Origin of the sequence: Microbispora bryophytorum, assembly GCF_006874465.1 — a bacterium.
GTDB lineage: Bacteria > Actinomycetota > Actinomycetes > Streptosporangiales > Streptosporangiaceae > Microbispora > Microbispora bryophytorum.
Genome location: NZ_VIRL01000010.1, coordinates 180,256 through 205,061, shown reverse-complemented (window position 1 = coordinate 205,061; position 24,806 = coordinate 180,256). Strand labels below are relative to the sequence as shown.

25 protein-coding genes are annotated in these 24,806 nt (G+C 72.0%); 7 read left to right on the top strand and 18 right to left on the bottom strand.

Going from position 1 to position 24,806, the window contains the following annotated elements; all coding sequences use genetic code 11:
- Positions 1–9: 9 nt before the first annotated feature.
- From FLX07_RS19755 to FLX07_RS19750, 3 genes are all read right to left on the bottom strand, one after another.
- Positions 10–2,748, bottom strand: a complete 2,739-nt coding sequence (locus FLX07_RS19755; protein WP_142572291.1) for a PEP-utilizing enzyme — start codon at positions 2,746–2,748, stop codon at positions 10–12.
- 151 nt (positions 2,749–2,899) lie between these two features.
- Positions 2,900–3,043, bottom strand: coding sequence for a hypothetical protein (locus tag FLX07_RS36530; RefSeq protein WP_167748310.1), 144 nt, complete (start codon positions 3,041–3,043; stop codon positions 2,900–2,902).
- A 104-nt stretch (positions 3,044–3,147) separates the two neighbouring features.
- Complete coding sequence (locus tag FLX07_RS19750; RefSeq protein WP_142572290.1) at positions 3,148–4,032, bottom strand: LysR family transcriptional regulator; 885 nt, start codon at positions 4,030–4,032, stop codon at positions 3,148–3,150.
- Between the two features lie 116 nt (positions 4,033–4,148).
- On the opposite strand from FLX07_RS19750, the gene FLX07_RS19745 reads away from it, so the two are divergent.
- Positions 4,149–5,012, top strand: coding sequence for an aldo/keto reductase (locus FLX07_RS19745; RefSeq protein ID WP_142572289.1), 864 nt, complete (start codon positions 4,149–4,151; stop codon positions 5,010–5,012).
- Between the two features lie 8 nt (positions 5,013–5,020).
- On the opposite strand, the gene FLX07_RS19740 is transcribed toward FLX07_RS19745, so the two are convergent.
- Together FLX07_RS19740 and FLX07_RS19735 are read right to left on the bottom strand one after the other, a co-directional pair.
- The gene (locus FLX07_RS19740) at positions 5,021–5,980 is read right to left on the bottom strand and encodes a hypothetical protein (RefSeq protein ID WP_142572288.1); all 960 of its coding nucleotides are present in this window, start codon (positions 5,978–5,980) and stop codon (positions 5,021–5,023) included.
- A gap of 113 nt (positions 5,981–6,093) precedes the next feature.
- On the bottom strand, positions 6,094–6,471 hold the full coding sequence (locus FLX07_RS19735) for a VOC family protein (RefSeq protein ID WP_142572287.1): 378 nt from the start codon (positions 6,469–6,471) through the stop codon (positions 6,094–6,096).
- A 117-nt stretch (positions 6,472–6,588) separates the two neighbouring features.
- Between FLX07_RS19735 and FLX07_RS19730 the strand changes: the two genes are divergently transcribed.
- Complete coding sequence (locus FLX07_RS19730) at positions 6,589–7,413, top strand: SAM-dependent methyltransferase (RefSeq protein WP_142572286.1); 825 nt, start codon at positions 6,589–6,591, stop codon at positions 7,411–7,413.
- Between the two features lie 39 nt (positions 7,414–7,452).
- Here the strand turns inward: FLX07_RS19730 and FLX07_RS19725 are convergent, their stop codons facing one another.
- From FLX07_RS19725 to FLX07_RS19690, 8 genes are all read right to left on the bottom strand, one after another.
- Entirely contained in the window at positions 7,453–8,256 is an 804-nt protein-coding gene (locus tag FLX07_RS19725) for an ABC transporter permease (RefSeq protein ID WP_142572285.1), read from the bottom strand.
- A complete protein-coding gene (locus FLX07_RS19720) occupies positions 8,253–9,227 on the bottom strand; it encodes an ATP-binding cassette domain-containing protein (protein ID WP_142572284.1) in 975 nt (324 codons plus the stop codon). The genes FLX07_RS19725 and FLX07_RS19720 overlap by 4 nt, the downstream gene beginning before the upstream one ends.
- A gap of 29 nt (positions 9,228–9,256) precedes the next feature.
- On the bottom strand, positions 9,257–10,102 hold the full coding sequence (locus tag FLX07_RS19715) for a DUF4097 family beta strand repeat-containing protein (protein ID WP_142572283.1): 846 nt from the start codon (positions 10,100–10,102) through the stop codon (positions 9,257–9,259).
- Positions 10,103–10,192: 90 nt separating this feature from the next.
- Positions 10,193–10,774: a toxin-antitoxin system HicB family antitoxin gene (locus FLX07_RS19710; RefSeq protein ID WP_142572282.1), complete on the bottom strand. Its 582-nt coding sequence runs from the start codon at positions 10,772–10,774 to the stop codon at positions 10,193–10,195.
- A gap of 96 nt (positions 10,775–10,870) precedes the next feature.
- Positions 10,871–11,569: a TetR/AcrR family transcriptional regulator gene (locus tag FLX07_RS37080; RefSeq protein WP_208762289.1), complete on the bottom strand. Its 699-nt coding sequence runs from the start codon at positions 11,567–11,569 to the stop codon at positions 10,871–10,873.
- A 17-nt stretch (positions 11,570–11,586) separates the two neighbouring features.
- The gene (locus FLX07_RS19700; RefSeq protein ID WP_142572281.1) at positions 11,587–13,203 is read right to left on the bottom strand and encodes an MFS transporter; all 1,617 of its coding nucleotides are present in this window, start codon (positions 13,201–13,203) and stop codon (positions 11,587–11,589) included.
- A gap of 36 nt (positions 13,204–13,239) precedes the next feature.
- Positions 13,240–14,193 carry a DNA polymerase domain-containing protein gene (locus FLX07_RS19695; protein ID WP_142572280.1) on the bottom strand — a complete coding sequence of 318 codons (954 nt, stop codon included), beginning with the start codon at positions 14,191–14,193 and terminating at the stop codon, positions 13,240–13,242.
- Positions 14,194–14,225: 32 nt separating this feature from the next.
- Positions 14,226–14,843, bottom strand: a complete 618-nt coding sequence (locus tag FLX07_RS19690; RefSeq protein WP_208762288.1) for a TetR/AcrR family transcriptional regulator — start codon at positions 14,841–14,843, stop codon at positions 14,226–14,228.
- An 87-nt stretch (positions 14,844–14,930) separates the two neighbouring features.
- Here FLX07_RS19690 and FLX07_RS19685 point away from each other — a divergent pair, with 87 nt between their 5' ends.
- From FLX07_RS19685 to FLX07_RS19670, 4 genes are all read left to right on the top strand, one after another.
- Positions 14,931–17,075, top strand: coding sequence for an MMPL family transporter (locus tag FLX07_RS19685; RefSeq protein WP_142572279.1), 2,145 nt, complete (start codon positions 14,931–14,933; stop codon positions 17,073–17,075).
- A gap of 37 nt (positions 17,076–17,112) precedes the next feature.
- Entirely contained in the window at positions 17,113–17,925 is an 813-nt protein-coding gene (locus FLX07_RS19680) for a methyltransferase domain-containing protein (protein ID WP_142572278.1), read from the top strand.
- Between the two features lie 78 nt (positions 17,926–18,003).
- Positions 18,004–19,128 carry a CapA family protein gene (locus FLX07_RS19675; RefSeq protein ID WP_142572277.1) on the top strand — a complete coding sequence of 375 codons (1,125 nt, stop codon included), beginning with the start codon at positions 18,004–18,006 and terminating at the stop codon, positions 19,126–19,128.
- A 12-nt stretch (positions 19,129–19,140) separates the two neighbouring features.
- Positions 19,141–19,746 carry a CBS domain-containing protein gene (locus FLX07_RS19670; protein ID WP_142572276.1) on the top strand — a complete coding sequence of 202 codons (606 nt, stop codon included), beginning with the start codon at positions 19,141–19,143 and terminating at the stop codon, positions 19,744–19,746.
- A 52-nt stretch (positions 19,747–19,798) separates the two neighbouring features.
- Here the strand turns inward: FLX07_RS19670 and FLX07_RS19665 are convergent, their stop codons facing one another.
- From FLX07_RS19665 to FLX07_RS19645, 5 genes are all read right to left on the bottom strand, one after another.
- Positions 19,799–20,539, bottom strand: coding sequence for an ABC transporter permease (locus tag FLX07_RS19665; protein WP_142572275.1), 741 nt, complete (start codon positions 20,537–20,539; stop codon positions 19,799–19,801).
- Positions 20,536–21,435, bottom strand: coding sequence for an ABC transporter ATP-binding protein (locus FLX07_RS19660; protein ID WP_142572274.1), 900 nt, complete (start codon positions 21,433–21,435; stop codon positions 20,536–20,538). Before FLX07_RS19660 ends, FLX07_RS19665 begins: the two co-directional genes overlap by 4 nt.
- A gap of 140 nt (positions 21,436–21,575) precedes the next feature.
- Positions 21,576–22,217 (bottom strand): response regulator, encoded by a 642-nt coding sequence (locus FLX07_RS19655; protein ID WP_373292543.1) that lies wholly within the window; start codon positions 22,215–22,217, stop codon positions 21,576–21,578.
- Complete coding sequence (locus FLX07_RS19650) at positions 22,210–23,340, bottom strand: sensor histidine kinase (protein ID WP_142572272.1); 1,131 nt, start codon at positions 23,338–23,340, stop codon at positions 22,210–22,212. Before FLX07_RS19650 ends, FLX07_RS19655 begins: the two co-directional genes overlap by 8 nt.
- A gap of 123 nt (positions 23,341–23,463) precedes the next feature.
- Complete coding sequence (locus tag FLX07_RS19645; RefSeq protein ID WP_142572271.1) at positions 23,464–23,916, bottom strand: MarR family winged helix-turn-helix transcriptional regulator; 453 nt, start codon at positions 23,914–23,916, stop codon at positions 23,464–23,466.
- A gap of 96 nt (positions 23,917–24,012) precedes the next feature.
- Between FLX07_RS19645 and FLX07_RS19640 the strand changes: the two genes are divergently transcribed.
- Entirely contained in the window at positions 24,013–24,783 is a 771-nt protein-coding gene (locus FLX07_RS19640) for a pirin family protein (protein ID WP_189104978.1), read from the top strand.
- The last annotated feature ends 23 nt before the right edge of the window (positions 24,784–24,806 follow it).

Sequence of the window (24,806 nt, the reverse complement as noted above, 5' to 3'; positions counted from 1 at the left end):
TGAGCGGCATCAGGACGGAATGATCAGCCGACGTGCCCGGGCGTCGACGCACATCCATTTCGCCGACTTGCACGACTCGAACTGCTGCAACCCGACGCCGATCGCGGCGCAGACGCCGAGTTCGGCGCATCGGATCGCCATGTGGGAGTTCACCCCTCCGTAAGCCGTCACCAGCGCGGCGATGCCACGAGAGAGCACCCAGTCGTAGCCGGGATCCGCCGCTTCGACCAGCACGACGGCGCCGGGTGGCGGTGGGTGGTCGGCCGTCGGGTCGAGGTGGACCGGACCGGTGGCGCTCCGCGTACCGACGAAGCTGGGCCTGCCGGGGGCTCGGCTGAAGGACAGGAGGTCCTCGGGCTGGGTGATGACATCCGGCAGTTCCAGCAGCGCCGCCTGCCGTCGTAGCTCCTCGCGCCGGCGGACGACCAGCGAGGCGCAGGCCGGGTGGTCTTCGCCGATCTCGGACAGCCGGAGGTAGGTCAGATCGGATCGGCTGAGGTGCGCCCGGGCCGCACGGGCGGCCGCCGACTCGAGCGCCGCGCTGACCCAGGCCGCGTACATCGTCTTCCCCGCCTCTCGGGCGCGGATCGCTTCGCGGAAGAACGCCTCGGCGCGAGTGGCGTCCAGCCCGAGGGGCGCGAGCGCCTTGCCGACGGCCGCGGGATCGGCGACGAGAGGGACGCTCGGCTCCGGTGGTCCATAGGTGAGGAGAGGCTGACGCAGGAGGGGCCTGAGATACTTCTCCGCCTGCTGCCCGTAGGGCGGCACCGTGGGGTCGTAGGTTCCGGGGCGCGTCCATTGATGGCGCTCCACGAAGGAGGCCCACGTCAGGGTGCCGTCGTCGACCGCTGCGGCATCTCGCAGGAGGCCGCTTGCCACGGAGTGGATGCTCCGCATCCATTCGGTGCGGTCCCCGGCCAGCCCCAGTTCCTCAAGGGAGCGCAGCAGGTCGACCGCGACGAACGCGGCCCGTGCGAGATGGGCGAAGATGAGGGCGATCCGTCTGGCCACGGCCAGGGTGTCGGTCAGGCGGTCCGGGTGCGCGTCCACAAGTGCCGGCGACCGGCAGGCCGCCAGCGCGGCGGCGTGACCGCTGAAGCCGTCGAGGATGCTCCTGGTGACCGTGATCAGACCGCCGTGCAGGCGCCGGAGCGCCCCGCCCGGCACCCCCTCCCGGCCGAGCCGCGCCAGCCGCTCTCCCGCATCGGGTGTCCAGCAGGTGGTCGCGACGGCGAACTCGACCTTGTCGTGCAGGCCGGGTTCGCCGCGCAGGCGCTCGCCCTGAGCCCGCACGATGGCCTGCGCATCCTCGCGCGGCAGGGTCGAGGGAAGGAAGGACGCGAGGCAGGCGCGGACGTCGATGTACGGCGAACCGGCGACGATCCGCATCAGGGGCGTGCCCCGGAGATCGGTGTAACCGCATTCCGCGCGCTGACGCGCCCAGGTCCTGTCGGTGATGAGCGTCCGGTACAACGACACGGCCAGAGGGGACGGGCGCCGGCCGATCATCTCGGCCGGGTTCCAGTCCGCCATGGTGGACAGCAGCAGCCCGTCGCCCAGCTTCCGCAGCCGGTGCATCGCACGCTGGACCAGGGCGTACGAGTCTCCCTCTTCGGCCTCACGCATCATCGCGGCGACGAGCGGACGCACCTGCAGCAGGTGAACGGCTCCGCCGGCCACGGCCAGTTCGAGGTCCAGGCTGTCCGACCCGGTCACCTGCTCCACCTCGGCGGTCGCGGCGATCAGGCGCCGGTCCGTCTCGGGGATCCCGGCCCCTCCACCGTCCTGCCCGTGGCTTCTGTGTACGTAGCGGATGCCGGCGATGTCACCGGCTCCGCTGGTGATCCGGTCCGACCGGCCGCTGACCTCGTCGACGACCACCGTGTAGTAGGGCGCTCCCCCCAACGTTCTCGTGGTGATGACGCACGCCGCGTCCACGGGATCGAGCCATCGCTGCACGAAGACCCGGCTGCGCCCCCGCAGGGCCGGATAACTGTGGAAGACCCGGTCGATCGCGCCGGTGGCGTCGGCCCCGGGCTCCACGACGACGCTCGCGTACTCACCGGCGTGGGACTGCTCCCAGCCGTCCTCGCCGTCACCGCAACTGCGGACGATGACCGCGTCCCTGCCGGAGAAGTTCGCCAGCCGCTTCCTCGTGCCGTCCGGGTCGAAGCTCCAGGTTTCCCAGTCGATGCTGAGCCCCGGATCGATCCTGCTGCCGTCCAGGAGAGAGGCAAGTCTTCGCAGTGTCACGTCCTTGCCTCCCAGCAACGCGCGCGAGCGCTGCCAGGGGTCCTGGAGAACGGCCAGGCCACGCCGCATCCTCGCCGCGGGAACGTCGTGGCCGGCCACGAGGTGCCGGGCGAGCGTCCCGGGACGCGTGGCGATGAGGTCGTACGGCAGATGCCGGCAGCCGTTCAGCGCCTCCAACGCCGCTTCGCCGAAGCTCACCCCGCACGGCGCGGGTCTCCGGGCGACCACCGTGGTCCACATGCCGATGCCCGGGGTCCGCACGATCGCCTCGGCGGCCGAGGGGAGGGGAACCGTGCCCGGCGGAATGCGCACCGCCGATCGGAAGCCGGACAGCGGAAATCGCGTGCGTGCCGCGGCCCCTTCCGCGAAACAGGTGGCTTCGGCTCCGATCTCGGAGAAGATGCAGCTCAGCAACAGGGCGATCCGCCTGTGGGACATCCATGGTGCGGGGGCGTCCTCGTCGCCTGGCGATATCACGGCCACTTTGGTGGTCAAGCCGTCTCCAACCTGCCGCCGGGACACGGGCTGTGATGCTTCGTGAACAAATCGCCCCAGTATCGCCAACGCCGGGTGAACCACCAGAGGCCTCAAAGGGTGACGGTTGTGTGTCTCCCGGCGAAGGCCGCGGCCCGTGGCGCCCGGCGGCTCAGATGCTTTCGGGCTCGCCCTCGTCCACCTGGTAGGTCGTCTCCCACGCGGCGCCGCAGTGGCAACTGCTCCGCTCCAGCAGCTGTCCGTCCTCGGTGACGGCGTAACCGTCGGTGAGGCGGACGTGGACGTGCACGCTCATAGGAGTCGCCTTCGTGGTCGTCGGCTGTTCGGACGGCCCTGGGGCCGAACCCCTGAAGCCTTATGGGTGTTATATACCAAAATGGGCGATTTTTGACCAGAAAGCTATCGAGCGACGCGGTAGATCTCGTCCAGCAACGCCGCGGCCGCGCCGCCGCCGGGCGCCCCGCTCACCGCCCCGCTCACCGCCACGGTCTCCCACATCGGAGCCGGGTCCGCCAGCTCCAGGAAGCGCACGCGAGCGGTCTTCGCCGAGAACGACCGCGGGACCAGGGCGACGCCGAGGCCGTTCCCCACGAGAGCGAGCAGAGAGTGGACGTCGGTGACCTCCAGAGCCACGTGCCGGTCGACACCGGCGGCGGCGAGCGCCTCGTCGGCCCGCGTCCGGGTGCCCCAGTCCGGCGGGAAGTCCACGAACCGCTCGCCTCGCAGCGCCTCCAGCCCCACCTTCCCGCATGCCGCCAGCGGGTGCCCGGGTGCGCAGGCCAGCACGAGCGGCTCGGACGCGAGGGGGGCCACCACGAGGTCGTCGGGCTCGCGCGCCGGGCGAAGCACCAGGGCGAGGTCGAGGCGCCCCTCGCGCACCTGCTCGACCAGCTCGCCCGAGCCGCCGTGGCGCAGCCGGATGTCGAGGCCGGGGTGAGCCGCCACGAACCCGGCGAGCACGGTCGGCAGGTCCACCGCGTGCAGGCACTGCAGCGAGCCGATGGACAGCGATCCGCGCAGCAGGCCCTGGACGGCGGCCACGGCGTCACGGGCCGCGTCGCTCGCCGCGAGCGCCCTGCGGGCCTCCACCAGCAGCGCCCGGCCCTCGGGTGTGAGCCGCACCTGCCGGGTGTTGCGCCGGAACAGGTCGGCGCCCAGCTCCCGTTCGAGCGCACGGATGGAGGCCGACAGGCCCGACTGCGCGATGTGCAGACGATCGGCCGCCCGAGTGAAGTGGCTCTCTTCGGCGACCGCCACGAAGTACCTGAGCTGCCGTAACTCCACCGTTCATCACCTATGCTGCTCAATGCGATCGAAATCTTCTGTTGGACGGCTTAATGCCGAATTCGCAGGATAGGACACAGAACTCTGATCTGTGTCTTTCAAGGGGGGATCTTCCTATGCGGACTCGCCGCATCGGCGACGTGCAGGTCGGCGCGATCGGTCTCGGGGGCATGCCGATGTCCATCGAGGGGCGGCCCGACGAGCAGCGCTCCATCGCGACCATCCACGCGGCCCTGGACGCCGGGGTGACGCTCATCGACACGGCCGACGCCTACCACCTGCACGCGGACGAGGTGGGCCACAACGAGGCGCTGATCGCCAAGGCTCTGGCGAGCTACGGCGGCGACACCTCGGACGTGCTGGTCGCCACCAAGGGCGGACACCTGCGCCCGGGTGACGGCTCCTGGACGCTCAACGGCTCACCCGACTATCTCAAGCAGGCGTGCGACGCCTCACTCAAGCGGCTGGGCGTCGACGCCATCGGCCTTTACCAGTTCCACCGGCCCGACCCGAAGGTGCCGTACGAGGACTCGGTCGGGGCGATCCGCGACCTGCTGGACGCGGGCAAGATCCGCTACGCCGGCATCTCGAACGCCGACCCGGAGCAGATCCGCCAGGCCAACGACATCCTCGGCGGCCGTCTGGTCAGCGTGCAGAACCAGTTCTCCCCGGCCTTCCGCTCCAGCGAGCCGGAGCTGGAGCTGTGCGCCGAGCTGGACATCGCGTTCCTGCCCTGGAGCCCGCTCGGCGGCATCTCCAGGGCGGGCGAGCTGGGCTCGCGCTTCGCGCCGTTCGCGGAGGTGGCGCAGGCCCGCAACGTGAGCCCGCAGCAGGTGTGCCTGGCCTGGATGCTGGCCAAGGCGCCGGTCGTGATCCCGATCCCCGGCTCGTCGCGGCCGGAGACCATCACCGACTCGGTGAAGGCGGCGGACCTGGAGCTGTCGGCCGAGGAGCTCACCCGGCTCGACGCGGCGGGCTGAGGATCACCTCACTCGTCCGCCCACTGACGGTGCCGGGCCGCCGCGGCCAGCGCGGCGGCCCGCGCCGTCTCGGTCGGCGTGAACGGCAGGTCCGGCCGCCGCGCCACCAGCACGCCGCCGGCGGGCAGGGGAACGGCCATCACGGTCGGTCCTTCCTCGGGAGCCGGCTCACCGGGGCCGCACCTGCGGATGTCCGCCGTACGCAGCAGCTCGGTCATGGCCGCGACCAGCTCGCCCGGGTCGTCGCGTACGCGCCGGCCCAGCAGCAGCGCCTGGATGCCGGGGTCGATGAGGTCCCTGACCTGGGCGGGGACGATGACGGCCTCCGCGCCGCCGGCCCGGTCGACCGCGCGCCACAGGTCGAGGGGCGTCAGCGAGGCCGGGGCCTCGACGATGAACTCGTCCAGGGCGTCGCAGCCTCCCGGCATCATCGACGCGCTTCCGGCGGGCGCGATCTGCAGGGCGAGGATGTTGCAGCGCAGCCGGGCGAGCGCCCCGGCGAGCGCGGCGAGGCGGCCGGGGCGCTCGGCGACCCTGGCCCGAACCCGCCACAGGCTCGTGGACTGCGCGGCCCTGACGCGGGCGCGTGCCCGTAGGCCTCCCGAGGCCGACAGCCGCCGGTGCACGGCCGAGCCGAGGATCAGTGCCAGGCCGAGGCCGACGAGGACCACCGGACCGGGGTCCCGGTGGCCGAGCAGGGTGGTGAGCAGGTGGGCGAGGCCGACGGCGATGAAGAGCGCGGCCAGCTCCCCGACCTCCCGTCGCCAGGACCGGACGCCGTGGTGCCGGTGCGGCGGGAGCCCGTGATCTGGGTGTCCGTGGTTCGCAAGCCCGTGGTTCGCAAGCTCGTGGTTCGGAAGCCCGTGATCCGGAAGCTCGTGGTTCGGATGCCCGTGGTTCGGAAGCCCGTGATGCGGGCCGGGAGACGCGTGCCCGCCCCCGTCGGCGGCATTTCTCGGTTCGCTCATATCCCGGGAGTCTGACCGGGCGTTGTTACGCGGTCACGGTCCGTGGAATGTCGCCCGCATTAATCCGCTTTCACACGTCCGTCGCCTCTGCCGCCAGATCATCGGGGCGCCGGTCAGCCCGTCCTGACCCAGAGACAGAACGGGTGCCCCGCCGGATCGAGGTAGACCCGCACGTCGTCCTGCGGCTGGTGGCCGGCGAGGGTCGCGCCCGCCTCGACGGCGTGGGCTCCGGCGGCGTCGAGGTCGTCCACCTCGATGTCGAGGTGGAGCATCATCCGCTGCCCGCCGGGCGCCGCGGGCCATACGGGCCGCTCGTACAGCTTCTCGGTCTGGAACGACAGGCCCGTCCCGCCGCCGGGGGCGCGCAACGTCACCCATCCGGGCTCGTCGTCGTCGATCGGCCAGCCCAGCAGCCGCTGGTAGAAGACCGCCAGCTCGCGTGCGTCGGGTGCGTCGAGCACCGCCGCCGTCAGGGTCATGCGTGGCGTCATGCGTCCTCCCGAGGTCGTCGCCGTGCTGCTGCCCCGTTGCCCGCGGATGAATCTCAGGGGATGATCTTCAAGTCACGGGATCCGTGGGAGCGATCCCACCGGCGAGGAATGGAGCACATGGACGACTTCGGACAGGCACCGGCGGGCATCGATCCCACCGTCCCCAGCGTCGCCCGGATGTACGACTACTACCTGGGCGGCAAGGACAACTTCCCGGCCGATCGGGAGGCCGCCGAGAAGATGCTCGCCATCGGCCGCCAGATGGGCAACGACGGGCGGGAGGTCGCCCGGGAGAACCGCGGCTTCCTCGGCCGCGCCGTGCGGCACCTGGCCGAGTCGGGCGTCACCCAGTTCATCGACATCGGCGCCGGGCTGCCGACGCAGGAGAACGTCCACCAGGTCGCGCAGCGGCACGCCCCGGGATCGCGGGTGGTGTACGTGGACAACGACCCCGTCGTCCTCGTCCACGCGCGGGCGCTGCTGGCCGACAACCCGGACACGATGGTCATGAGCGGCGACCTGCGCGACCCCGGCGTCATCTTCGACGACCCGGCGGTGCGGGCCCACATCGACTTCACCCGGCCGTTCGCCGTCCTCCTGGTCTCGGTGCTGCACTTCGTGACCGAGGACGAGACCGCCGCCCGTATCGTGGCGGAGATCCGGGAACGGCTGGTCCCGGGCGGTCACCTGGTGCTGTCGCACATCTACAAGGGCGACATCCGGGAGGAGGTCGTCGAGGCGAGCAAGCAGGTCTACTCGGCGACATCCTCGGGTGGGCTGGCGGGCCGGTCGCTGGCGCGGATCACGTCGTACTTCGACGGGCTGGAGATCCTGGAGCCCGGCCTGGTCCCCGTGCAGGCGTGGCGGCCCGACGTTCCCTGGGAGGTGCCGTCGGACCCGGGCGACGCCGGCATTGTGGGAGCCGTCGGCCGCAAGCTCTGACCACGCGGCGGGCCCGTCGCCGGCCGGCGGCGCGGGTGGTCAGGCGCTGACGGCCTTCTTGTAGAGGCGGGTCGCCAGCGGGATGAACACGACCAGGATGACGGCGATCCAGAGCAGCGATGCGGTAACGGCATGCTGCAGGGGCCAGGCGTCCGCGGTCTTCATCGCGGTGCTGGTGTTGCCGAACAGTTCGCGTGCGGCCTGGGTGATGGTCGAGACGGGGTTCCACTCGGCGACGACGCGGAGCGGCGTGGGCAGTTCGGAGCTGTCGAGGAAGGCGTTGGAGACGAACATCAGCGGAAAGGAGAGCGTGGTGGCGATGTTGTTGAAGCTCTCCGGGGTGCGCAGGGCCAGCGCGACGGTCGCGGTGAACCAGGAGAACGCGTAGGCGAACAGCAGCAGCAGCCCGAAGCCGAGGACGGCCTCGTGCGGCGCGGTGTGCACCCGCCAGCCGACGATCAGCCCCATCACCGCCATGACGACCAGGCTGGCGAGGTTCATCAGCAGGTCGCTGACGGTCTGGCCGATCAGCACCCCGGACGGGGCCATGGGCAGCGAGCGGAACCGGTCGAAGATCCCCTTCTGCAGATCCAGGGTCAGTGTGTAGCCCGTGACCTGCGCGCTCACGAGCACGGCCTGGACGAAGATGCCGGGGATCAGGAACTCCCGATAGGACATCCCCGGGACGTGGATGACGCTGCCGAAGACGTAGGCGAACATCAGCACGAACACGATCGGGAACGTGATCGCGGAGCCGAGCAGGTCCGGCGACCGCCTGATCTTCAGGGTGTTGCGCCTGGCGATGGTCCAGCCGTCGGCGATGGGCATGGTGAGCGCGTTCATCGGATGGCCTCCCGGGCCTGGGGGTCGGTGCCGGACGCCTGGTGCCCGGTCAGGGTGAGGTAGACGTCGTCGAGGGTGGGCCGCCGCAGGCCGGCGTCGCGCACCCGCACGCCGGCGTCCGCGAGCCGGCCGAGGACCTGGCGGAGCGACTCGGGGCCGTCGGCGACCGGGGCGGTGACCTGGAGCGATTCCGGCCCGGTCTGTACGGCGCCCACGGCGAACCGGGCGAGGATCTGCCGGGCGGTCTCCAATTCGGCGGCGTCGGTCACGGTCAGTTCGACGCGGTTGCCGCCGACCTGGTCCTTGAGCTCGTCGGCGGTGCCCCGGGCGATGGCGCGGCCGTGGTCGACCACCATGATCTGGTCGGCGAGGTGGTCGGCCTCCTCCATGTACTGGGTGGTGAGCAGCAGCGTGCTGCCGGCCGCGACGAGTTCCGAGATGGTGTCCCACAGCGCGGCGCGGGCTCGGGGGTCCAGGCCTGTGGTGGGTTCGTCCAGGAACAGCACCGGCGGGTCGGCGGCCAGGGCGCCGGCGAGATCGACGCGGCGGCGCATGCCGCCGGAGTAGCCCTTCACCGGACGGTCCGCGGCGTCGGTGAGGTCGAAGCGTTCGAGCAGCTCACGGGCGCGGGCCTTGCTGCGCCTCGCGCCCAGGTGGTAGAGCCGCCCGATCATCTCCAGGTTCTCGGCGCCGGTGAGGTGCTCGTCGACGGCGGCGTACTGGCCGGACAGCCCGATGGACGAGCGCAGCCGCCGGGCGTCACCGACGACGTCGCATCCGGCGACGGTGGCGCGGCCGCCGTCGGGGCGCAGCAGCGTGGTCAGGACCCGCACCGTCGTGGTCTTGCCGGCGCCGTTCGGGCCGAGCAGGGCGAGCACCGTCCCTTGTGGGACAGACAGGCTCAGCCCGTCCAGAGCGGTCACCTCGCCGTATCTCTTGACCAGTCCCTCGGCCGTGATCGCGTCGCTCATGGGGGTCTCCTTGCTGGTGTGTTCGGAGGTCAGGACCGGTGGACGTCGATGTCGCCCCAGTTGGTGTTCACGTGCACCTCGACGACCATGTCGGTGGTCTCGGGGCCTTCGGCGGCGTCGAGGGTGTTGCGCACCACGCCGTTCTTGGAGTGCAGGTCCAGCCAGGCGGCCGTGCCCTCGGCGATGCCGACGCCGACCTTGCCGTAGCCGGTCTCCAGGTGAAGGGCGCCGCTCACCGCCGCGTGGATCCGGATCCCGCCGTGCGCGGTCCTGGCGGTGAGGCCGGCCAGCGCGCGGTCGACGACGATGTCACCGTGGGCGGTCTTCAGCTGGAGGTCACCGGTCGCCTCGCCGAGGCTGATGGCACCGGTGGAGGTTCTCAGCGTGCAGGGGCCGTCGACGGTTCCGACCCGGATCGTCCCGGTGGAGGTGGTCGCCTCGGCAGGGCCGATCACCCGGTCGACGGAGATGTTGCCGTACGACGCCTTGACCTCCAGGGGGCCGGTCTCCTCCAGGCGCAGGTCGCCGTACGAGCTGTGCAGGACGGTCTGGCCGAGCGGGCCGGTGGCGACGAGATCCGCTGCGCCCTGGGTCTCGACGCGGGAGCCGGCCGGCAGTTCGACGGTCACGTCGATGGAGCCGCGCCAGGGCAGCAGGTATCTCAGGGCCTTGGGCTTGGGGTCCTTGATCAGCAGCCGTCCGGCGGAGAACTCGACGATCGTCCGCTCGGCGACCTGCACGCTCGCCTCGCTGGACGGGTCGCTGGGGCGCACCTCCACCACGGTGTCGGCGCGGTCGCTCGCGTGGACGCGGACCTGGCCGAGGTAGATCTGGATGTCGGCGGTGATCGGCTCGGGGGTGTCGAAAGCAGGCATGGCGGAGCCCTCCTCACGGGTCCGGTGGAACATCCCGGCCTCGGGGCCGGGCGAAGAGTGGTGACGGGTGATGAGACCGGGCGGGTGCGGCTAGCGCACCCAGCCGGTGTAGCTGCGTCCGCTCCGGGGCTGCTGCGGCCGGTCGGCGGGACCACTTCCGGCGCCCGGCTCGAACGCGGCGGACACAGCGCGGACCAGCCAGGCGTTGACCGAGATTCCCTGCCGGGCGGCCGCCTCCTCCACCCGCACCTTGAGGTGCTCGGGCAGCCGCAGGGTCACCCGCGCGGTGCCGCCCTCCTCGCCGAACGGCGGCCCGGCGGGCGGGGCGGCCTCCCGCGCCGTCGTCGGCGCTGTCGGTGGCAGGGCCGGCGGTGCGGTCGGCGGTGCGGTCTCCGCCCCGCCGGCCCCGCCCTCCGATGACGGCGCCGACTGCGGTGGCGTCACCACGAACGCCGGGTCGCCGCCGCGTAGCCGCACGTCGACCGAGCCCGGTGCGAGATCACGGGTGATCTCGTCCGCCGCCGCCGACAGCGCCTCCAGCAGGGTGAGCCTGGTGGCGGATTCGAGGGCGGAGGTGAGGCGCTCTGCCAGTGCGCGGGCATCCGGACCGCCGGCCTCGGCGGCGACGGCGAGCTGACGGCGAAGGTTCTCGACGTACGGCATCAGATCCATGACCCAACTATGACGTCATAATGACGTCACGTCAACCGGTATGGCGTCATAGTGCGTCGCGGTGACGTCATGGACGGGCTGCGGCTGGCGCGGGGATCAGCGCAGGGTGCGGGTGAGCACGTCGAGGGTGATCTCGATGATGTCGTCCGCCGTGGCAGCGGGCTCCGGGTCGTGTGCGGCAGGGGCATGTGCGGCCGTGTCGTGTGCCGCCACGTCGGGTGCGGCCGGGTTGTGTGCCGCCACGTCGGGTGCGGCCGGGTTGTGTGCCGCCCCGTCGGGCATGAGGCGGCGGGCCCCCGCCCGCAGCACCCCCCACGCCAGCTCGGCCCGCAGCGCCGGATGGTCGGCCCCGGCCTCGCGTAGCGCGTCGGCCAGCGGTGCGATCAGCGCGCCGTGCATCTCGTCCACGCGGACCCGGCACTCGCCCGGCAGCCCGATCGCCTGCAGCGCCGGGATCAGCGCGTAGTCGGGGCTGCCGACGAAGTCGAGCGCGGCCCTGCCGTACGTGCGGATCCTGCCGGGCAGCGAATCGTCCGGGCCGCCGGGGGCGATGGCGGCGCGCAGGCGGGCCGACCAGCGGGGAAAGGCGTCCTCCACGAGCTGCGCCAGGATGTCGGCGGTGGAGGCGAAGTAGCGGTAGACGCTGGAGCGGGCCAGGCCGATCCGGGCGCCGACGGCCGCCGGGGTGAGCGCGTGTACGCCCTCGGCGGCCAGGATCTCCCGCGCCGCCTCCAGCAGGGCGGCGTGCTGGTTGGCCCGGTGATCCGCGACGGTCGCCGCGCTGATCCTCGGCATTACCCCCTCCAGAGTCGCTAAATGTCCAGGTCGCGACCTCCAGTATCCGGCCCGCCCGCCGCGACTCGCTCCGGCGACTCCTCCTGTGCGACCGGTGTGCGGGGAAGCAGGAGGGTGATGCCGACCCCGGCCAGCAGCGTCAGCGCCGTGATGAACGTGACCCTGCGGGTCGCCTCGGCGGCGGCCTCGACCGCCACCGCGTGGATCGCCGGGTCGCGCAGCGCGGGAATGGCGGCGCCGGCGCTCTCCTCGACCGCGCGCGCCGCACTCGTGCGCGCCTGCTCGGGCCGGCCGGCGAGCCCGCGCTCGACGGCCGAACCGAGCCCGGACACCAGCACCCCGCCCAGGACGGCGACTCCCAGCGCCGCGCCGAGCTGGCGGACCGTGCTCTGGAGCGCGGACGCGCCGCCGGACAGACGGGCCGGCACGTCGGCCATGAGGACGCCGGTGAGCTGCGCCGTGGCGAAGCCGATGCCCGCGCCGTAGAGGAGCAGCCACGGCAGGGGCCGCCAGGCGCCCATGTCCGGCGCCAGGGACAGGCCGATGCCCGCCGCGCCGACGGCCTCCAGGCCCAGGCCGATCCGTACGATGGTCCGCGGTGCCAGCGTCTTCGACAGCGGGGGGACCAGCCCGCCCGCGAGGAAGGTGCCGAGGGCCAGCGCGGCGATGACGAGACCGGCGCGGAAGGCGGTGTAGCCGAGCGCGGACTGCAGGAAGAGCGGCAGCACGAGGATCATGCCGAACTCACCGAGCGCCACGATCACCGCCGCCATCGCGCCGTAGCGGAAACTCGGTAACTCGAACAGCGTCAGGTCGACGAGCATGGGCAGGCCGGCGCGCTCGCGCCGCCGTTCGCGCACGACGAGGGCGATCAGCGCGATGATGCCGATGCCGAAGGCGAAGGGCACGGGGGAGACGCTCTCGAATCGCAGGCCGAACAGGTCCGCGGTCCGCCGCGGCTCCAGCCAGCCGTACTTCTGGCCCTCGATGAGCGCGAAGACGACGCCGGTCGTGCCGAGCACGGCGAGGACGAGCCCGGCCAGGTCGCCGCCGGCCGCGTGGCCGTCCCGCGACTCGGGCACCCGCAGCGAGCCGAGCAGCAGCAGCGCGCCGATGGGCAGGTTGATCCAGAACGCGGCCCGCCAGCCGTGCTCGGTGACGAGCCAGCCCCCCACCAGCGGGCCGACGGCGGCCATGCCGCCGATGATGGAGCCCCACACCGCGAAGGCGATCACCCGCCGTCGGCCCACGTAGACGCGGTTGATGATCGCGAGGGTCATCGGAACGGCCATCGCCGCCCCCACCCCCTGCACGGCTCGTACGCCGATGAGCATGGGCCCGCTCACCGACATGGCCGCCAGCACGCTCGCCAGCAGGAAGACCGCGACACCCAGGGCGAACAGGCGGCGCCTGCCGTACCGGTCGCCGGCGCGGCCGAACGGGATGAGCAGCGCCGCGAACATCAGCGAGTAGATCGAGTTGACCCACTCCACGTCGGTGACGCCGAGACCCAGATCGGCGATGATCGCGGGCACCGCCACGTTCACGATCGTGGCGTCGATGACGACCATCGACACGCCGGTCGCGAGCACGACGAGGGGGATCCAGCTCTGGCGCGAGGTTGGCGACGGCATGTCGCGAACTATAGCAACATCATGTCGCCAAGCCGCTCACGAGGGAGCGCGGCGAGCGCGGGCCCGCCGTTTGCCCTCGTGCATGGCCTGGACGCGGGCGACCGGGATCGTGTGGCCCTCCTCGATCAGCTCGCGGGGCAGCCGCTGAGGCTCCGGCATGAGCGCGGCCCACGGGTCGCCGTCCCGCAGCAGCCCCGCCGCCGTGCGGACGGTGAAGTCGCCGGGCGTGACCCGGTCCAGGTCGTCCCAGGCCACCGGGAACGACACGGGGACGCCGGGCCGTACGCGCGGGCTGTAGGCGGCGACCACGGTCGCCCCGCCGGATCGGGTCGAGTCGATGAAGACCCTGTCGCCGCGGTCCTCCCGGATGAACGCCGTCGTGGCGAGGGCGGGGTCGAGGCGCTCGGCGCGCACACCGAGCGCGCGGGTGGCCGCCGCCACGTCCTGCGTGGTGTGCGCCTCCAGCGGCACGAACACGTGCAGGCCCTTGGCGCCGCTGGTCTTCACCGCCCCCGCCAGGCCGGCGTCGGCCAGCGCCCGGCCGGCCAGGCGCGCGGCGGCGACGGCCTGCGGGAACGCCTCGGCCGACGGCGGGTCGATGTCGAGCACGAGATGGGTGGGGCGGTCCCACTCCCCGGCGTGGACGAGGGCCGGGTGATACTCCACCGCCCGCTGGTTGGCCAGCCACAGCAGAGTGCGCCGGTCGTCGCACAGGGCGTACGAGACCCGCCGCTGCGACGACTCGGCCCAGACGGTGACCGTCCCCACGAAGTCCGGGGCGTAGGAGGGCACGTTCTTCTGCATGAACGGCGCCTGCCCCTGTCGCACCCGCACCACCGACAGCGGCCGGTCGCGCAGCACCGGGATGACGCGGTCGCGGACCGCGTCCAGGTAGTCGACCAGGTCGCGCTTGGTCGCACCCGCGCCGTCGAACAACGGCTGGTCGAGGTTGGTCAGCGTGACTCCGTCGCGCACCTCATCGCTGGTCATCGCATCACCATGCCCCCGCTCGGGCCGGGGAATCAACCGTCGAGCGGGGCCAGGTAGCCGCGCAGGACCTTCTTCAGCTCGCGCACCTCGGCCTCCCGCTCCTCCGCGGAGGCCGCCACCACGACCGGCGTCATCGCCTGGAAGATCTGCACGAGCACCCGCGCGCTACGGGTCCTCTCGGGGGCGGACAGGCCGGGCGACCGTACGGCGAGGATCGCCTCCACCCGGCCGAGCAGCGCCGACTGGATCGGCCCCGCCGCCGTCGCGAGACCCGGCGGCATGTCCGGGCGGGCGAACAGCGCCTTGAACCCCGGGTTGGCGATGTTGAACGCCACCAGCGGATCGACGACCCGGTCGATCAGTTCGTCCAGGTCCATGGCGGCCACGTCGGCGGGGGCGAACGCCTCCCCGTGCGCTGCGCGCATCTGAGCGGTGAACCGGTCGGCGAGTGCCTCGGCGACGGCCTCCTTGCTGCGGAAGAACTGGTAGAGCGACCCGGGGGAGATCCCGGCCGCCGCCGCGACGGCGTTCGTCGTGGTCTTCTCGTAGCCCTGCTCGGCGAACACCGCCGCCGCGGCGTCGAGGATCTCGCTCATCCGCCGCTCGCCGCGCGCCTGCCGCCGCCGGGGCCGCGCCTCCTCGCTCTCCATGGCACTCCTCATTGTCAATACGAGCGATTGCTCGTATTCTCTCGCAGTAAACACGAATGATTGCTCGTAAAACTATCAGGGGGGCTCGTGCCGTCCGGAATCGTCGTACGCAGAGCGCGGTGGGTCGTCGTGGTGAGCGTGTTGATCACGCTCGTCGCCGGGGTCGTCGGCGCCGGGACCATCGGCGCGCTGTCCCTCAACAGGTTCGAGGCGCCGGGCTCGGAGTCGGTGCGGGCGCGCGACGACCTCGCCCGGCTGTTCCACACCGGAATCCCCAATGTCGCGCTGCTGGTCACCGCGCGCAGGGGGACGGTGGACGGCGACCCGGTCGAGGCCGCGGGACGGGCGCTGACCCGGGAGCTCGCGGCCTATCCCGGCGTCGGCGACGCCTGGTCGTACTGGACGAGAGGTGCGCCCGCCACGCTGCGCTCCGGCGACGGCCGGCAGGCGATGGTGCTCGCCTGGGTGCCCGGCGACGCCGACAGGGTGCGCCGTGCCGTGCTGCCGGCCCTGACCCCGCGCTTCAACCGGAGCGACGCCGTGATCGACGTCCGGGCCGGAGGCTCGGACGAGGTCTTCCGCGCGGTCATGGAACAGGCCCGGCAGGACTTCGTCCGCGCCGAGCTGGTCGTGCTGCCGCTGGTCCTGCTGCTGCTGTGGCTGGTGTATCGGCGAATCGCGGCGGCCCTGGTCACCCTCGGCGTCGGGATCTTCGCCGTGGCCGGGTCGCTGGCGTTGCTGCGCGGCGTCGTGCTTGTCACCGAGGTCTCGACGTTCGCCTCGAACATCGCCCTGGTCATGGGCGTCGGGCTCGGGGTCGACTACGGGCTGTTCATGATCTTCCGGTTCCGTGAGGAACTGCGGCGGGGCCTGCCGGTGCCCGAGGCGGTGACGCGGACCGTCCGCACCGCCGGGCGCACGGTGCTGTTCAGCGGGGTCACCGTCGCCGCCTCGCTGTCGGTGCTGTTCGCCTTCCCCTTCCCGTTCCTGCGTTCCTTCGCGTACGCGGGGGTCGCGGTCGTGGTCGCCGCGATAGCCGGCGCGACCCTCGCGCTCCCGGCCACGCTGGCCCTGCTGGGTCACAGAGTGGCCCGTGCTGGTTCCGCCCGAGTCGAGCGCCGCGGGTTCTGGCACGGTCTCGCCCTGCGCGTGGTGCGCCGTCCGCTGGTGTTCGGCGGGGCCGCGCTGGCGGTCGTGCTGCTGCTCGGGTCGCCCTTCCTCGGCGTCCGCTTCGGGCTGCCCGACGACCGGGTGCTGCCGTCCTCGGCGCCCGTGCGGCAGATGTACGACCAGATCCGGGCGGGTTTCTCCCAAGAGGAGGCCGACGCGGTCCACCTGGTCGCGCCGGAGGGGAGCGCCGCCCAGGCGGGGCCGTACGCCGCCGCGCTGTCGCGGGTCGACGGGGTGGTGCGGGTGGACTCGGCCGCCGGGTCCTACGCGGATGGCCGGCCGGTCCCGGGGCCCGCGGACACGCGTTTCGCCGCCGTACGCGGCACCTGGCTGTCGGTGGTGGCGGCGAGCGACCGTCTCGACGCCGACGCGCCCGGGCTGGTGCTCCGGGTGCGGGCCGTCCCGGCGCCCTTCGCGGTGGAGGTGGGCGGCTACCCCGCCGAGTTGACCGACTACCGCGACGGCGTGACCGCGCGTCTGCCGCTGATCGGCCTGCTGATCGTGCTGGTGACGTTCGCGGTGCTGTTCGTCATGACCGGCAGCGTCGTGGCGCCGCTGAAGGCGTCGGCGCTCAACCTGCTGAGCCTGTCGGTGATGTTCGGCGCACTGGTGTTCGTCTTCCAGGACGGCCACCTGTCCGGGCTGCTCGGCTTCACACCCACCGGGTCGATCGAGCCGAGCATCCCGATCCTGATGTTCTGCGTGGCCTACGGGCTGTCGATGGACTACGAGGTCTTCCTGCTGGCGCGCATCAAGGAGGAGTGGGACCGGACGGGTGACGCCGTGGCGTCCGTGCCCGCGGGCATCGCCCGCAGCGCGCCGCTGGTCACCGCGGCCGCCGCCATCCTGGCCGCCTCGTTCGCGGCGTACGCCACGGGACGGGTGGTGTTCCTGCAGCAACTCGGCGTCGGCATGGCGCTCACGGTCGCCGTCGACGCCACGCTGATCCGCGGCGTGCTCATGCCCGCGCTGATGCGGCTGGCGGGCCCGGCCAACTGGTGGGCCCCGGGCCCGCTGCGCCGCCTGCGTCGGATCTTGTCTGTCTCGGTTATTGAAACATAATTGCTCGAATGGCGAGACACATGGGATCGTGGACGACATGGCGAACGAAACGGCCGTGTACACCCACGGCCACCACGAGTCCGTGCTGCGCTCCCACCGCTGGCGTACGGCCGCCAACTCGGCGGCGTACCTGCTGGGCGAGCTGAAGCCCCACATGCGGATCCTGGACGTCGGCTGCGGTCCTGGCACGATCACCGCCGACCTGGCCGGACTGGTCCCGCAGGGCGAGGTGATCGGACTCGACAGCGAGCCGGGCATCCTGGAGCAGGCGCGCCGGGAGGCGCAGGCGCGCGGCCTGGGCAATGTGAGCTTCACGACGGGCGACGTCAACGCGCTCGGCTACCCCGACGCCTCCTTCTGCGTGGTGCACGCCCACCAGGTCCTGCAGCACGTCGGCGACCCGGTGGGCGCGCTGCGCGAGATGCGGCGGGTGACCAAGCCGGGCGGGATCGTCGCGGTCCGCGACTCCGACTACGCCGGCTTCGTGTGGTATCCGCAGATCCCGGCCCTGGACGACTGGCTCGACCTCTATCGCCGGGTGGCCCGCGCCAACGGCGGCGAGCCCGACGCCGGGCGCCGCCTGCGGGCCTGGGCGAGGGAGGCCGGATTCACCGACATCACCTCGTCGTCGTCCACCTGGTGCTACGCCGCCCCGGAGGAGCGGGACTGGTGGGGCGGGCTGTGGGCCGACCGGACGGTCCAGTCCTCCTACGCGGACCGTGCGGTCGAAGGGGGCCACGCCACGCAGGACGACCTGCGGCGGATCGCCGGCGGCTGGCGGGAGTGGGCCGCGAGCGAGGACGCCTGGTTCAGCGTCCCGCACGGCGAGATCCTCTGCCGCGTGACCTGACCCGGCCGCGCCCGCCGGAAGCCAGGGGGCAGGATGGAGGTGTGACTGGCTGCCGCGCGCTGCCCGAGGAGGGGTGAGATGCGGTCGGCCGCCGGGGACCCGGTGACGTTGTTCCTGTGCGGCGACGTCATGCTGGGCCGGGGCGTCGACCAGATCCTCCCGCACCCCGGCGATCCCGCGCTTGAGGAGTCGGCCGTCCAGGACGCCCGCGCGTACGTCGAGCTGGCGGAGGAGGCGAACGGCCCGATCCCGCGGCCGGTCGGCTACTCCTGGCCCTGGGGCGACGCCCTGGAGGTGCTGGACGAGGCCGCCCCCGACGTACGCGTGCTGAACCTGGAGACGAGCGTCACCCGTGGCCGCGACTTCGCTCCGGGCAAGCAGGTGCACTACCGGATGAACCCGGCCAACCTCCCCGCCCTGGCCGTGGCCCGGCCCGACGTGTGCGTGCTGGCCAACAACCACGTGCTCGACTTCGGCGTCCAGGGGCTCACCGAGACGCTGGACGCGCTGGCGGGGGCGGGACTCGACCAGGCGGGCGCGGGACGGGACGAGGACGAGGCGCGGCGGCCCGCTGTTGTGGCGCTCCCCGGCGGCGGGCGGGTCCTGGTGTTCGCGGTCGCGATGCCGTCCAGCGGCGTCCCCGGCGAGTGGGCGGCGGCCCGCGACCGGCCGGGGGTGGCCTTCCTGCCGGGGCCGTCCCGCGACGCCGCGGCGGCGACGGTCCACCGTGTCCGGCAGGCCAGGCGGCCGGGGGACATCGTGGTCGTCTCCATCCATTGGGGTTCCAACTGGGGCTATGAGGTCGAGGACGACCAGGTCGAGTTCGCGCACGCGCTGGTCGAGGGCGGCGTCGATCTCGTCCACGGCCACTCCTCTCACCATCCCCGCCCGGCCGAGGTGTACCGGGACCGGCTGATCCTCTACGGCTGCGGCGACTTCATCGACGATTACGAGGGCATCGCCGGTTACGAGAAGTACCGCGACGACCTGCGGCTGCTGTACTTCGCGACCGCCGAGGCGGCGTCGGGGCGGCTGCTGGAGCTGCGGATGGCGCCGATGCGGGCCGTGCGGATGCGGCTGCGGCACGCCCGCGGCGAGGACCGCGAGTGGCTGCGGGCGACGCTCGACGGTCTCTGCCGGGAGTTCGGCGCGCGGGTCGCACCGGCGCCCGGCGGCACGCTCGCCCTCGCACCGGCCGCGTAGGAGGTGGTCACGATGCTGGTCCGCGAGATCATGACGACGCCGGTGGTGACGGTCCGGCGCACGGCCACGATCAAGCAGGCCGTCCGACTGCTGTACGAGCAGGACATCACGGCCGCGCCGGTGGTGGACACGGCCGGGCGGATGGTCGGGATCGTCAGCGAGATGGACCTGCTGCGCGGCGAGTTCGGGGCCAACCCCCGGGCCTTCCTGCGTCCCGAGGCGCTGCCCACCGGCGGGCCGCCGGCGCTCGTCGAGGAGGTCATGACGCCGCGCGTCGCCACCGTCGGGGACGGCGCCGACACCTTGGACCTGGTCGAACTGATGATCACGACCGGGGTGAAGAGCGTCCCCGTCCTGCGCGACGACGAGCTCGTGGGGATCGTCAGCCGCCGCGACCTGATGGGCCTGCTGGCCCAGGGGGACGAGCGGATCCGCGAGGACGTCCTGGCGGCGCTGCGCGACTGCGCCGACACGGCGTCGTTCGGCGCGGCCGTGCGGGACGGCGTCGTCGAGCTGTACGGCTCCGGCGACGAACGGTCGGCACGCATCGCCGGGCTCGTCGCCAGGACCGTCCCCGGCGTGGCCGACGTCGTCTTCCCCGAGGGCCTCGTCAGCTAGGTCGCCGGGTGCACGCCGTCCCGCTGTCCCGCCGTACCGTCCGGCGCCGACGTCAGGCGTCACGCCCTCTGAGCAGGACGAGGGCGGCGAGCGCGGCGGCAGCGATCCACAGGCAGAAGACACCGAACCCGGCCCACGGGGTCAGCACGCCCGGGGCCGAGGACATGATCCGCATCCCCGCCACGCTCGTGACGTAGGGCATGAGCCGCGCGCCGGCCCCGTTCGGGAGCATCCCGACGAGCTGCGGCAGCACGAAGAGCGTCACGATGACGGCGACGACGCCGCCCGCGGTGTGCCTGACCAGGGTGCCGAGGGCGAGCCCGAACAGTCCGGCTCCGGTGAGGTAGAGGGCGCATCCGGCGACCATGCGCAGGACGCCGGGCTCCTCCAGGGACGCGCCGCGGGAGCCGAGCACGGCCTGCCCCACCAGGAACGCCGCCAGGCACGAGAGCAGGTTGACGACCAAGGTGAACGCGGCGAACGTGGTCGCCTTGGCCGCCAGCATGCGCCCTCTGCGCGGCACCGCAAGCAGGGTGGTGCGGATCATGCCGGTGCGGTACTCCGAGCTGATCGCGAGGACGCCCAGCGAGGCCACGATGAGGGACGCGAACGGCGCCGCGCCGAGGGCCATCTGCGTCACCTCGCCCGCCTGCAGCCGCTCCGCTTGGCGGGAGGCGATGGCGCTGTTGAGGTAGGCGAAGGAGATCATGACGACGACGAGGCCGGCCATCGTCCACATGGTGGAGCGGATGGAGCGGAGCTTGATCCATTCGGAGCGCAGGAGGCCGATCATGACCGCCCCGTCGTGAACTCGGCGCTGGCCTGGGTCAGCTCCATGTAGGCGGCCTCCAGGGTGGGCTGCACCTCAACGAGCTCGTGCAATGCGATCCCGGCCGCCGCCGCGGCCTCGCCGACCGCCCTGGCGCCGATGCCGGTGATCCGCACATGGTCGCCGTGCGCGGTGGTGTTCCCCTCGGGCAGGTGCGACGCCAGCAGGGCCGTATCGGCGCAGCGCACCCGTACGTACCCCTGGGAACCGCGCCCGATGAAGTCGGAGACGCCCGCGTCCGCGAGGAGCCGGCCCTTGCCGATGACGATCAGGTGATCGGCGGTCTGCGCCATCTCGCTCATCAGGTGGCTGGAGACCAGCACGGTCCGCCCCTCCGCGGCCAGGCGGCGCAGGAGCGTGCGTACCCACAAGATCCCCTCGGGGTCGAGCCCGTTGACCGGCTCGTCGAACAGCAGCACCTCCGGATCGCCGAGCAGCGCTCCTGCGATGCCCAGCCGCTGGAACATGCCCAGGGAGAACCCGCCGAGCCTGCGGTCGGCCACCGAGGCCAGCCCGACCTCCTCAAGCACCTCGCCGACCCTGGAGGCGGGCAGCCCGTTGCTGTAGGCGAGGTACAGCAGGTGGTTACGGGCCGAGCGGCCGCCATGCACGGACTTGGCGTCGAGCAGCGCCCCCGCCTTGCGCAGCGGCTGCTCATACTCCCGGTAGGGCCTGCCGTCGATGTGCGCGCCGCCCGCGGTGGGCCGGTCCAGCCCGAGGATCATGCGCATCGTGGTTGATTTACCCGCTCCGTTCGGACCCAGGAAGCCGGTGACCCGGCTGCTCTTCACCGTGAAGGACAGCCCGTTCACGGCGAAGGTCCGGCCGTAGCGCTTGGTGAGATTCGCTGCGGTTATCACCCGTCCAGCCTCTCGGCCGGGCGTGCGGAAATCGTCCTCCGGCGGCACGGTCTCGCGCTGGGAGCCCGGTATCGCGACCGGAGCCGCTGGGAGCGTGGTCCCGGCTCCCCATTCGATACAGGCCCTAGCTGATACAGGCCCTAGTCGCCCGGGGTGATGAGGCCGGCCTCGTAGGCGGCGATCACGGCCTGCGCCCGGTCGCGCGCTCCGATCTTCGCGAAGACGTTGGTGACGTGGTTCTTCACCGTGGAGGGCGCCAGGGAGAGAGCCCTGGCGATCTCGGAGTTGGACAACCCCCTGCCGATGAGCAGAAGCACCTCGCGTTCGCGCTCGCTCAGCGTGCCCACCGCGCCGTCGCCGCCGAACCTGCGCGGCCTGCCGGCCCGGACGAACGCGCCGATCAGCCGGGTCAGCAGACGCGGCGCCACCGCGGACTCGCCGCGGTGAACGATTCGCACGCTCTCGACCAGGTCCTCGGGCGAGATGTCCTTGGGCAGGAATCCGGACGCGCCCGCGCGCAACATGTTCACGACGTGCTCGTCCAGGTCGTACATGCTCAGCGCCAGCACCCGGACCCCCGGCAGCGCCGCCGTGATCTGTTCGGTGGCGGCGATTCCGTCCAGGCCCGGCATGTGCACATCCATCAGCACCACGTCAGGGCGCAGTTCGGCGCACAGACGCACCGCCTGCTCACCCTCACCCGCCTCGCCCGCGACGCGCATGTCGCCCTGCGCGTTCACGATCATCCCGAATCCCTTGCGGACCAACACCTGATCATCCACGAGGAGCACTGTGATCAACGTCCGGCCTCCTCTCCGGCATGGCGAGGGGCAATGTGGCATGCACCCGGAAGCCTCCCTCAGATCGAGGACCGGCCGTCAGAACCCCCTCGACCAGCGCCACCCGCTCGGCCATCCCGCGCAGCCCGAAACCACCACGGCTTCGCACGGGCGTTCCCGTCCCTTCATCGGTGACCTCCACCTCGACGGAGCCCGGCAGGTACGAGAGCCGGACACGCGCACGCGCCGCCGGAGCATGCTTGCGTACGTTGGTCAGCGCCTCCTGGACGATCCGGTACACCGCGTGGTCGACGGCCGCGGGGAGGGGCACGGCCTTGCCGATGACGTCCAGCTCGGCGGGCAGCCGGGCCTGCTCGACCAGGGCGGGTACGCCCGCGGCACCGATCCCGGTGTGATCCGTAGGTTCTGCCGTGTCATCGGCCCTCAGCACATGCAGCAGCTGCCGCATCTCGGCCATGGCCTGCCGGGCGGTGTGCTCGGCCGTCACGAACGCCTCCTCCGCCGCGGCCCGATCGCTCGCCATCGTCGTGCGCCCCGCCCCGACCAGTACGTTGATCACGGTGATGTGGTGACCGACCACGTCGTGCAGTTCCCTGGCGATGCGGCGCCGCTCGGTCGACACGGCGGTTTCGGCCGCTCGCCGCTTCCGGCGCTCCAGCAGCCGGTGCCGCAACAGCAGCAGTCTGCCGAGCAGGACGGCTGCGAGGATCTGCATGACCTTGCCCACCAGGTTCACCGGATCGACCATCATGACGACCGTGACGTAGCCGACCGTGAGCGCCGTACCCGTCAGCCACACCCTCTCGCCGTGGCGGCCCAGACTGTACAGCGCGATCGTGGCCGCGGCCCCGACCAGCAGCGGTGCGGCCGCGCCCTCGGCGACGAGCGCGGACATGGCCGCCAGATCCGCCCCCATGGTGATCGCGGCGACCAGCGCAGGCCGGGCTCTCCGCACGAGCAGGGCCGGCGCGGCGACCGCGAGTCCCGCCGGCACATACGCCGGCTCCCGGAGCGTCAGAGCAGTGATCACGACGGCTGAGACCATGAGCCCTGCGTCGACCACATGGGGCCGGCTGACCGCCGCCCAGCCGCCACTGCGAAGCATGTTCCGACGCTACCCAGGCGGCACGGCCGGCGCACGAGCGATGGTTGCCATTCCGTCCCGTCTCGCGTTGGCGACGAGGCTGGTCGTGCGCACGTACCCCCTCCGGCCGGATGGCTGATCAACCTAGTCGAGCCGGTCGAGCACGTCCGCGGCGAGTCGTTCGAGCGCGGTGACCTGTTCGCGGGTGAGGCCGTCGAAGAACAGCCGGCGCACGGTCTCCACGTGCCCGGGGGCCGCGGCGGCGATGGCCCGGCGGCCCTCCTCGGTGATCACGACGTACGCGCCGCGGCCGTCGTCCGCGCACTCCTCCCGCGTGACGAGCCCCCGGTGCTGCATCCGGGTCAGGTGGTGGGACAGCCGGCTCTGCTCCCATTGGAGGTCGCGCTGCAGCTCGTACGGCCGCAGCCGTCCTTCCTCCCGGTCGGTGAGGTGCACGAGGACGTCGTAGTCCGCCAGGGACAGACCCGAGTCCGCCTGCAGCTGCCGGTTGAGCCGCGCCGTCAGGCGGCCCTGCATGCGCAGGTAGGCCCGCCACGCGCGCTGCTCGTCCGCGTCGAGCCACCGAGGGCTGTTCATGGTCCCAGGCTAGCCGGAATGAATGACTCGTCATGTATGTTGTCAGGCACCAGTAGATGACACATCATCTACATGGCGACGAGGAAAGGGCACCCCATGACCATCACCAGGCCGACCCCTCGCGTGGACGTCCGCCGGGCGGGCGAGCGTTTCGCCACCCGCATCTCCTGGCTGGATTCCAAGCACTCGTTCTCGTTCGGCGGACACTACGACGCCGACAACACCCACCACGGGCTGCTGCTGGTCAACAACGACGACGTCGTCCACCCGGGCACCGGCTTCGAGACCCACCCGCACCGCGACATGGAGATCGTCACCTGGGTGCTCCAGGGCTCCCTGGTCCACCAGGACTCCGAGGGCCACTCCGGCGTCATCTACCCGGGCCTGGCCCAGCGCATGAGCGCCGGCACCGGCATCCTGCACTCGGAGAAGAACGACTCCTGGCGGCTGACCGGCGGCGACACCCACGACAAGCCGGTGCACTTCGTTCAGATGTGGGTGGTCCCCGACGAGCCCGGCATCACTCCCGGCTACGAGCAGCTGGAGATCGAGAACGAGCTGCTGGCCGGCGGCCTGGTGCCGGTCGCCAGCGGCATGGACAAGCACGCCGGCGAGGCGGCCATCCGCATCAAGAACCGGTACGCCGCGCTGTACGCCGCCCGCCTCCAGCCGGGCCAGAGCGTGGAGCTGCCGGAGGCGCCGTTCCTGCACCTGTTCGTACCCCGGGGGAAGGTCACCCTGGAGGGTGCGGGCATCCTGGAGACCGGCGACGCCGTACGCTTCACCGCCACCGGCGGGCAGAAGGTCACCGCGACGGAGCCCGCAGAGATCCTCGTGTGGGAGATGCACGCGACGATCGCCGCCTGACGACAATCTTGGAAGGTATCCCG

What these genes read in the sequence shown, in the direction of transcription:
- FLX07_RS19665 (WP_142572275.1), bottom strand. Translation starts at nt 20,539, where the DNA reads ATGATCGGCCTCCTGCGCTCCGAATGGATCAAGCTCCGCTCCATCCGC.
- FLX07_RS36530 (WP_167748310.1), bottom strand. Translation starts at nt 3,043, where the DNA reads ATGAGCGTGCACGTCCACGTCCGCCTCACCGACGGTTACGCCGTCACC.
- FLX07_RS19675 (WP_142572277.1), top strand. Translation starts at nt 18,004, where the DNA reads ATGCGGTCGGCCGCCGGGGACCCGGTGACGTTGTTCCTGTGCGGCGAC.
- FLX07_RS19715 (WP_142572283.1), bottom strand. Translation starts at nt 10,102, where the DNA reads ATGCCTGCTTTCGACACCCCCGAGCCGATCACCGCCGACATCCAGATC.
- FLX07_RS19645 (WP_142572271.1), bottom strand. Translation starts at nt 23,916, where the DNA reads ATGAACAGCCCTCGGTGGCTCGACGCGGACGAGCAGCGCGCGTGGCGG.
- FLX07_RS19710 (WP_142572282.1), bottom strand. Translation starts at nt 10,774, where the DNA reads ATGGATCTGATGCCGTACGTCGAGAACCTTCGCCGTCAGCTCGCCGTC.
- FLX07_RS19740 (WP_142572288.1), bottom strand. Translation starts at nt 5,980, where the DNA reads ATGAGCGAACCGAGAAATGCCGCCGACGGGGGCGGGCACGCGTCTCCC.
- FLX07_RS19730 (WP_142572286.1), top strand. Translation starts at nt 6,589, where the DNA reads ATGGACGACTTCGGACAGGCACCGGCGGGCATCGATCCCACCGTCCCC.
- FLX07_RS19745 (WP_142572289.1), top strand. Translation starts at nt 4,149, where the DNA reads ATGCGGACTCGCCGCATCGGCGACGTGCAGGTCGGCGCGATCGGTCTC.
- FLX07_RS19690 (WP_208762288.1), bottom strand. Translation starts at nt 14,843, where the DNA reads ATGGAGAGCGAGGAGGCGCGGCCCCGGCGGCGGCAGGCGCGCGGCGAG.
- FLX07_RS19695 (WP_142572280.1), bottom strand. Translation starts at nt 14,193, where the DNA reads ATGACCAGCGATGAGGTGCGCGACGGAGTCACGCTGACCAACCTCGAC.
- FLX07_RS19720 (WP_142572284.1), bottom strand. Translation starts at nt 9,227, where the DNA reads ATGAGCGACGCGATCACGGCCGAGGGACTGGTCAAGAGATACGGCGAG.
- FLX07_RS19670 (WP_142572276.1), top strand. Translation starts at nt 19,141, where the DNA reads ATGCTGGTCCGCGAGATCATGACGACGCCGGTGGTGACGGTCCGGCGC.
- FLX07_RS19735 (WP_142572287.1), bottom strand. Translation starts at nt 6,471, where the DNA reads ATGACGCCACGCATGACCCTGACGGCGGCGGTGCTCGACGCACCCGAC.
- FLX07_RS19650 (WP_142572272.1), bottom strand. Translation starts at nt 23,340, where the DNA reads ATGCTTCGCAGTGGCGGCTGGGCGGCGGTCAGCCGGCCCCATGTGGTC.
- FLX07_RS19680 (WP_142572278.1), top strand. Translation starts at nt 17,113, where the DNA reads ATGGCGAACGAAACGGCCGTGTACACCCACGGCCACCACGAGTCCGTG.
- FLX07_RS19725 (WP_142572285.1), bottom strand. Translation starts at nt 8,256, where the DNA reads ATGAACGCGCTCACCATGCCCATCGCCGACGGCTGGACCATCGCCAGG.
- FLX07_RS37080 (WP_208762289.1), bottom strand. Translation starts at nt 11,569, where the DNA reads ATGCCGAGGATCAGCGCGGCGACCGTCGCGGATCACCGGGCCAACCAG.
- FLX07_RS19700 (WP_142572281.1), bottom strand. Translation starts at nt 13,203, where the DNA reads ATGCCGTCGCCAACCTCGCGCCAGAGCTGGATCCCCCTCGTCGTGCTC.
- FLX07_RS19640 (WP_189104978.1), top strand. Translation starts at nt 24,013, where the DNA reads ATGACCATCACCAGGCCGACCCCTCGCGTGGACGTCCGCCGGGCGGGC.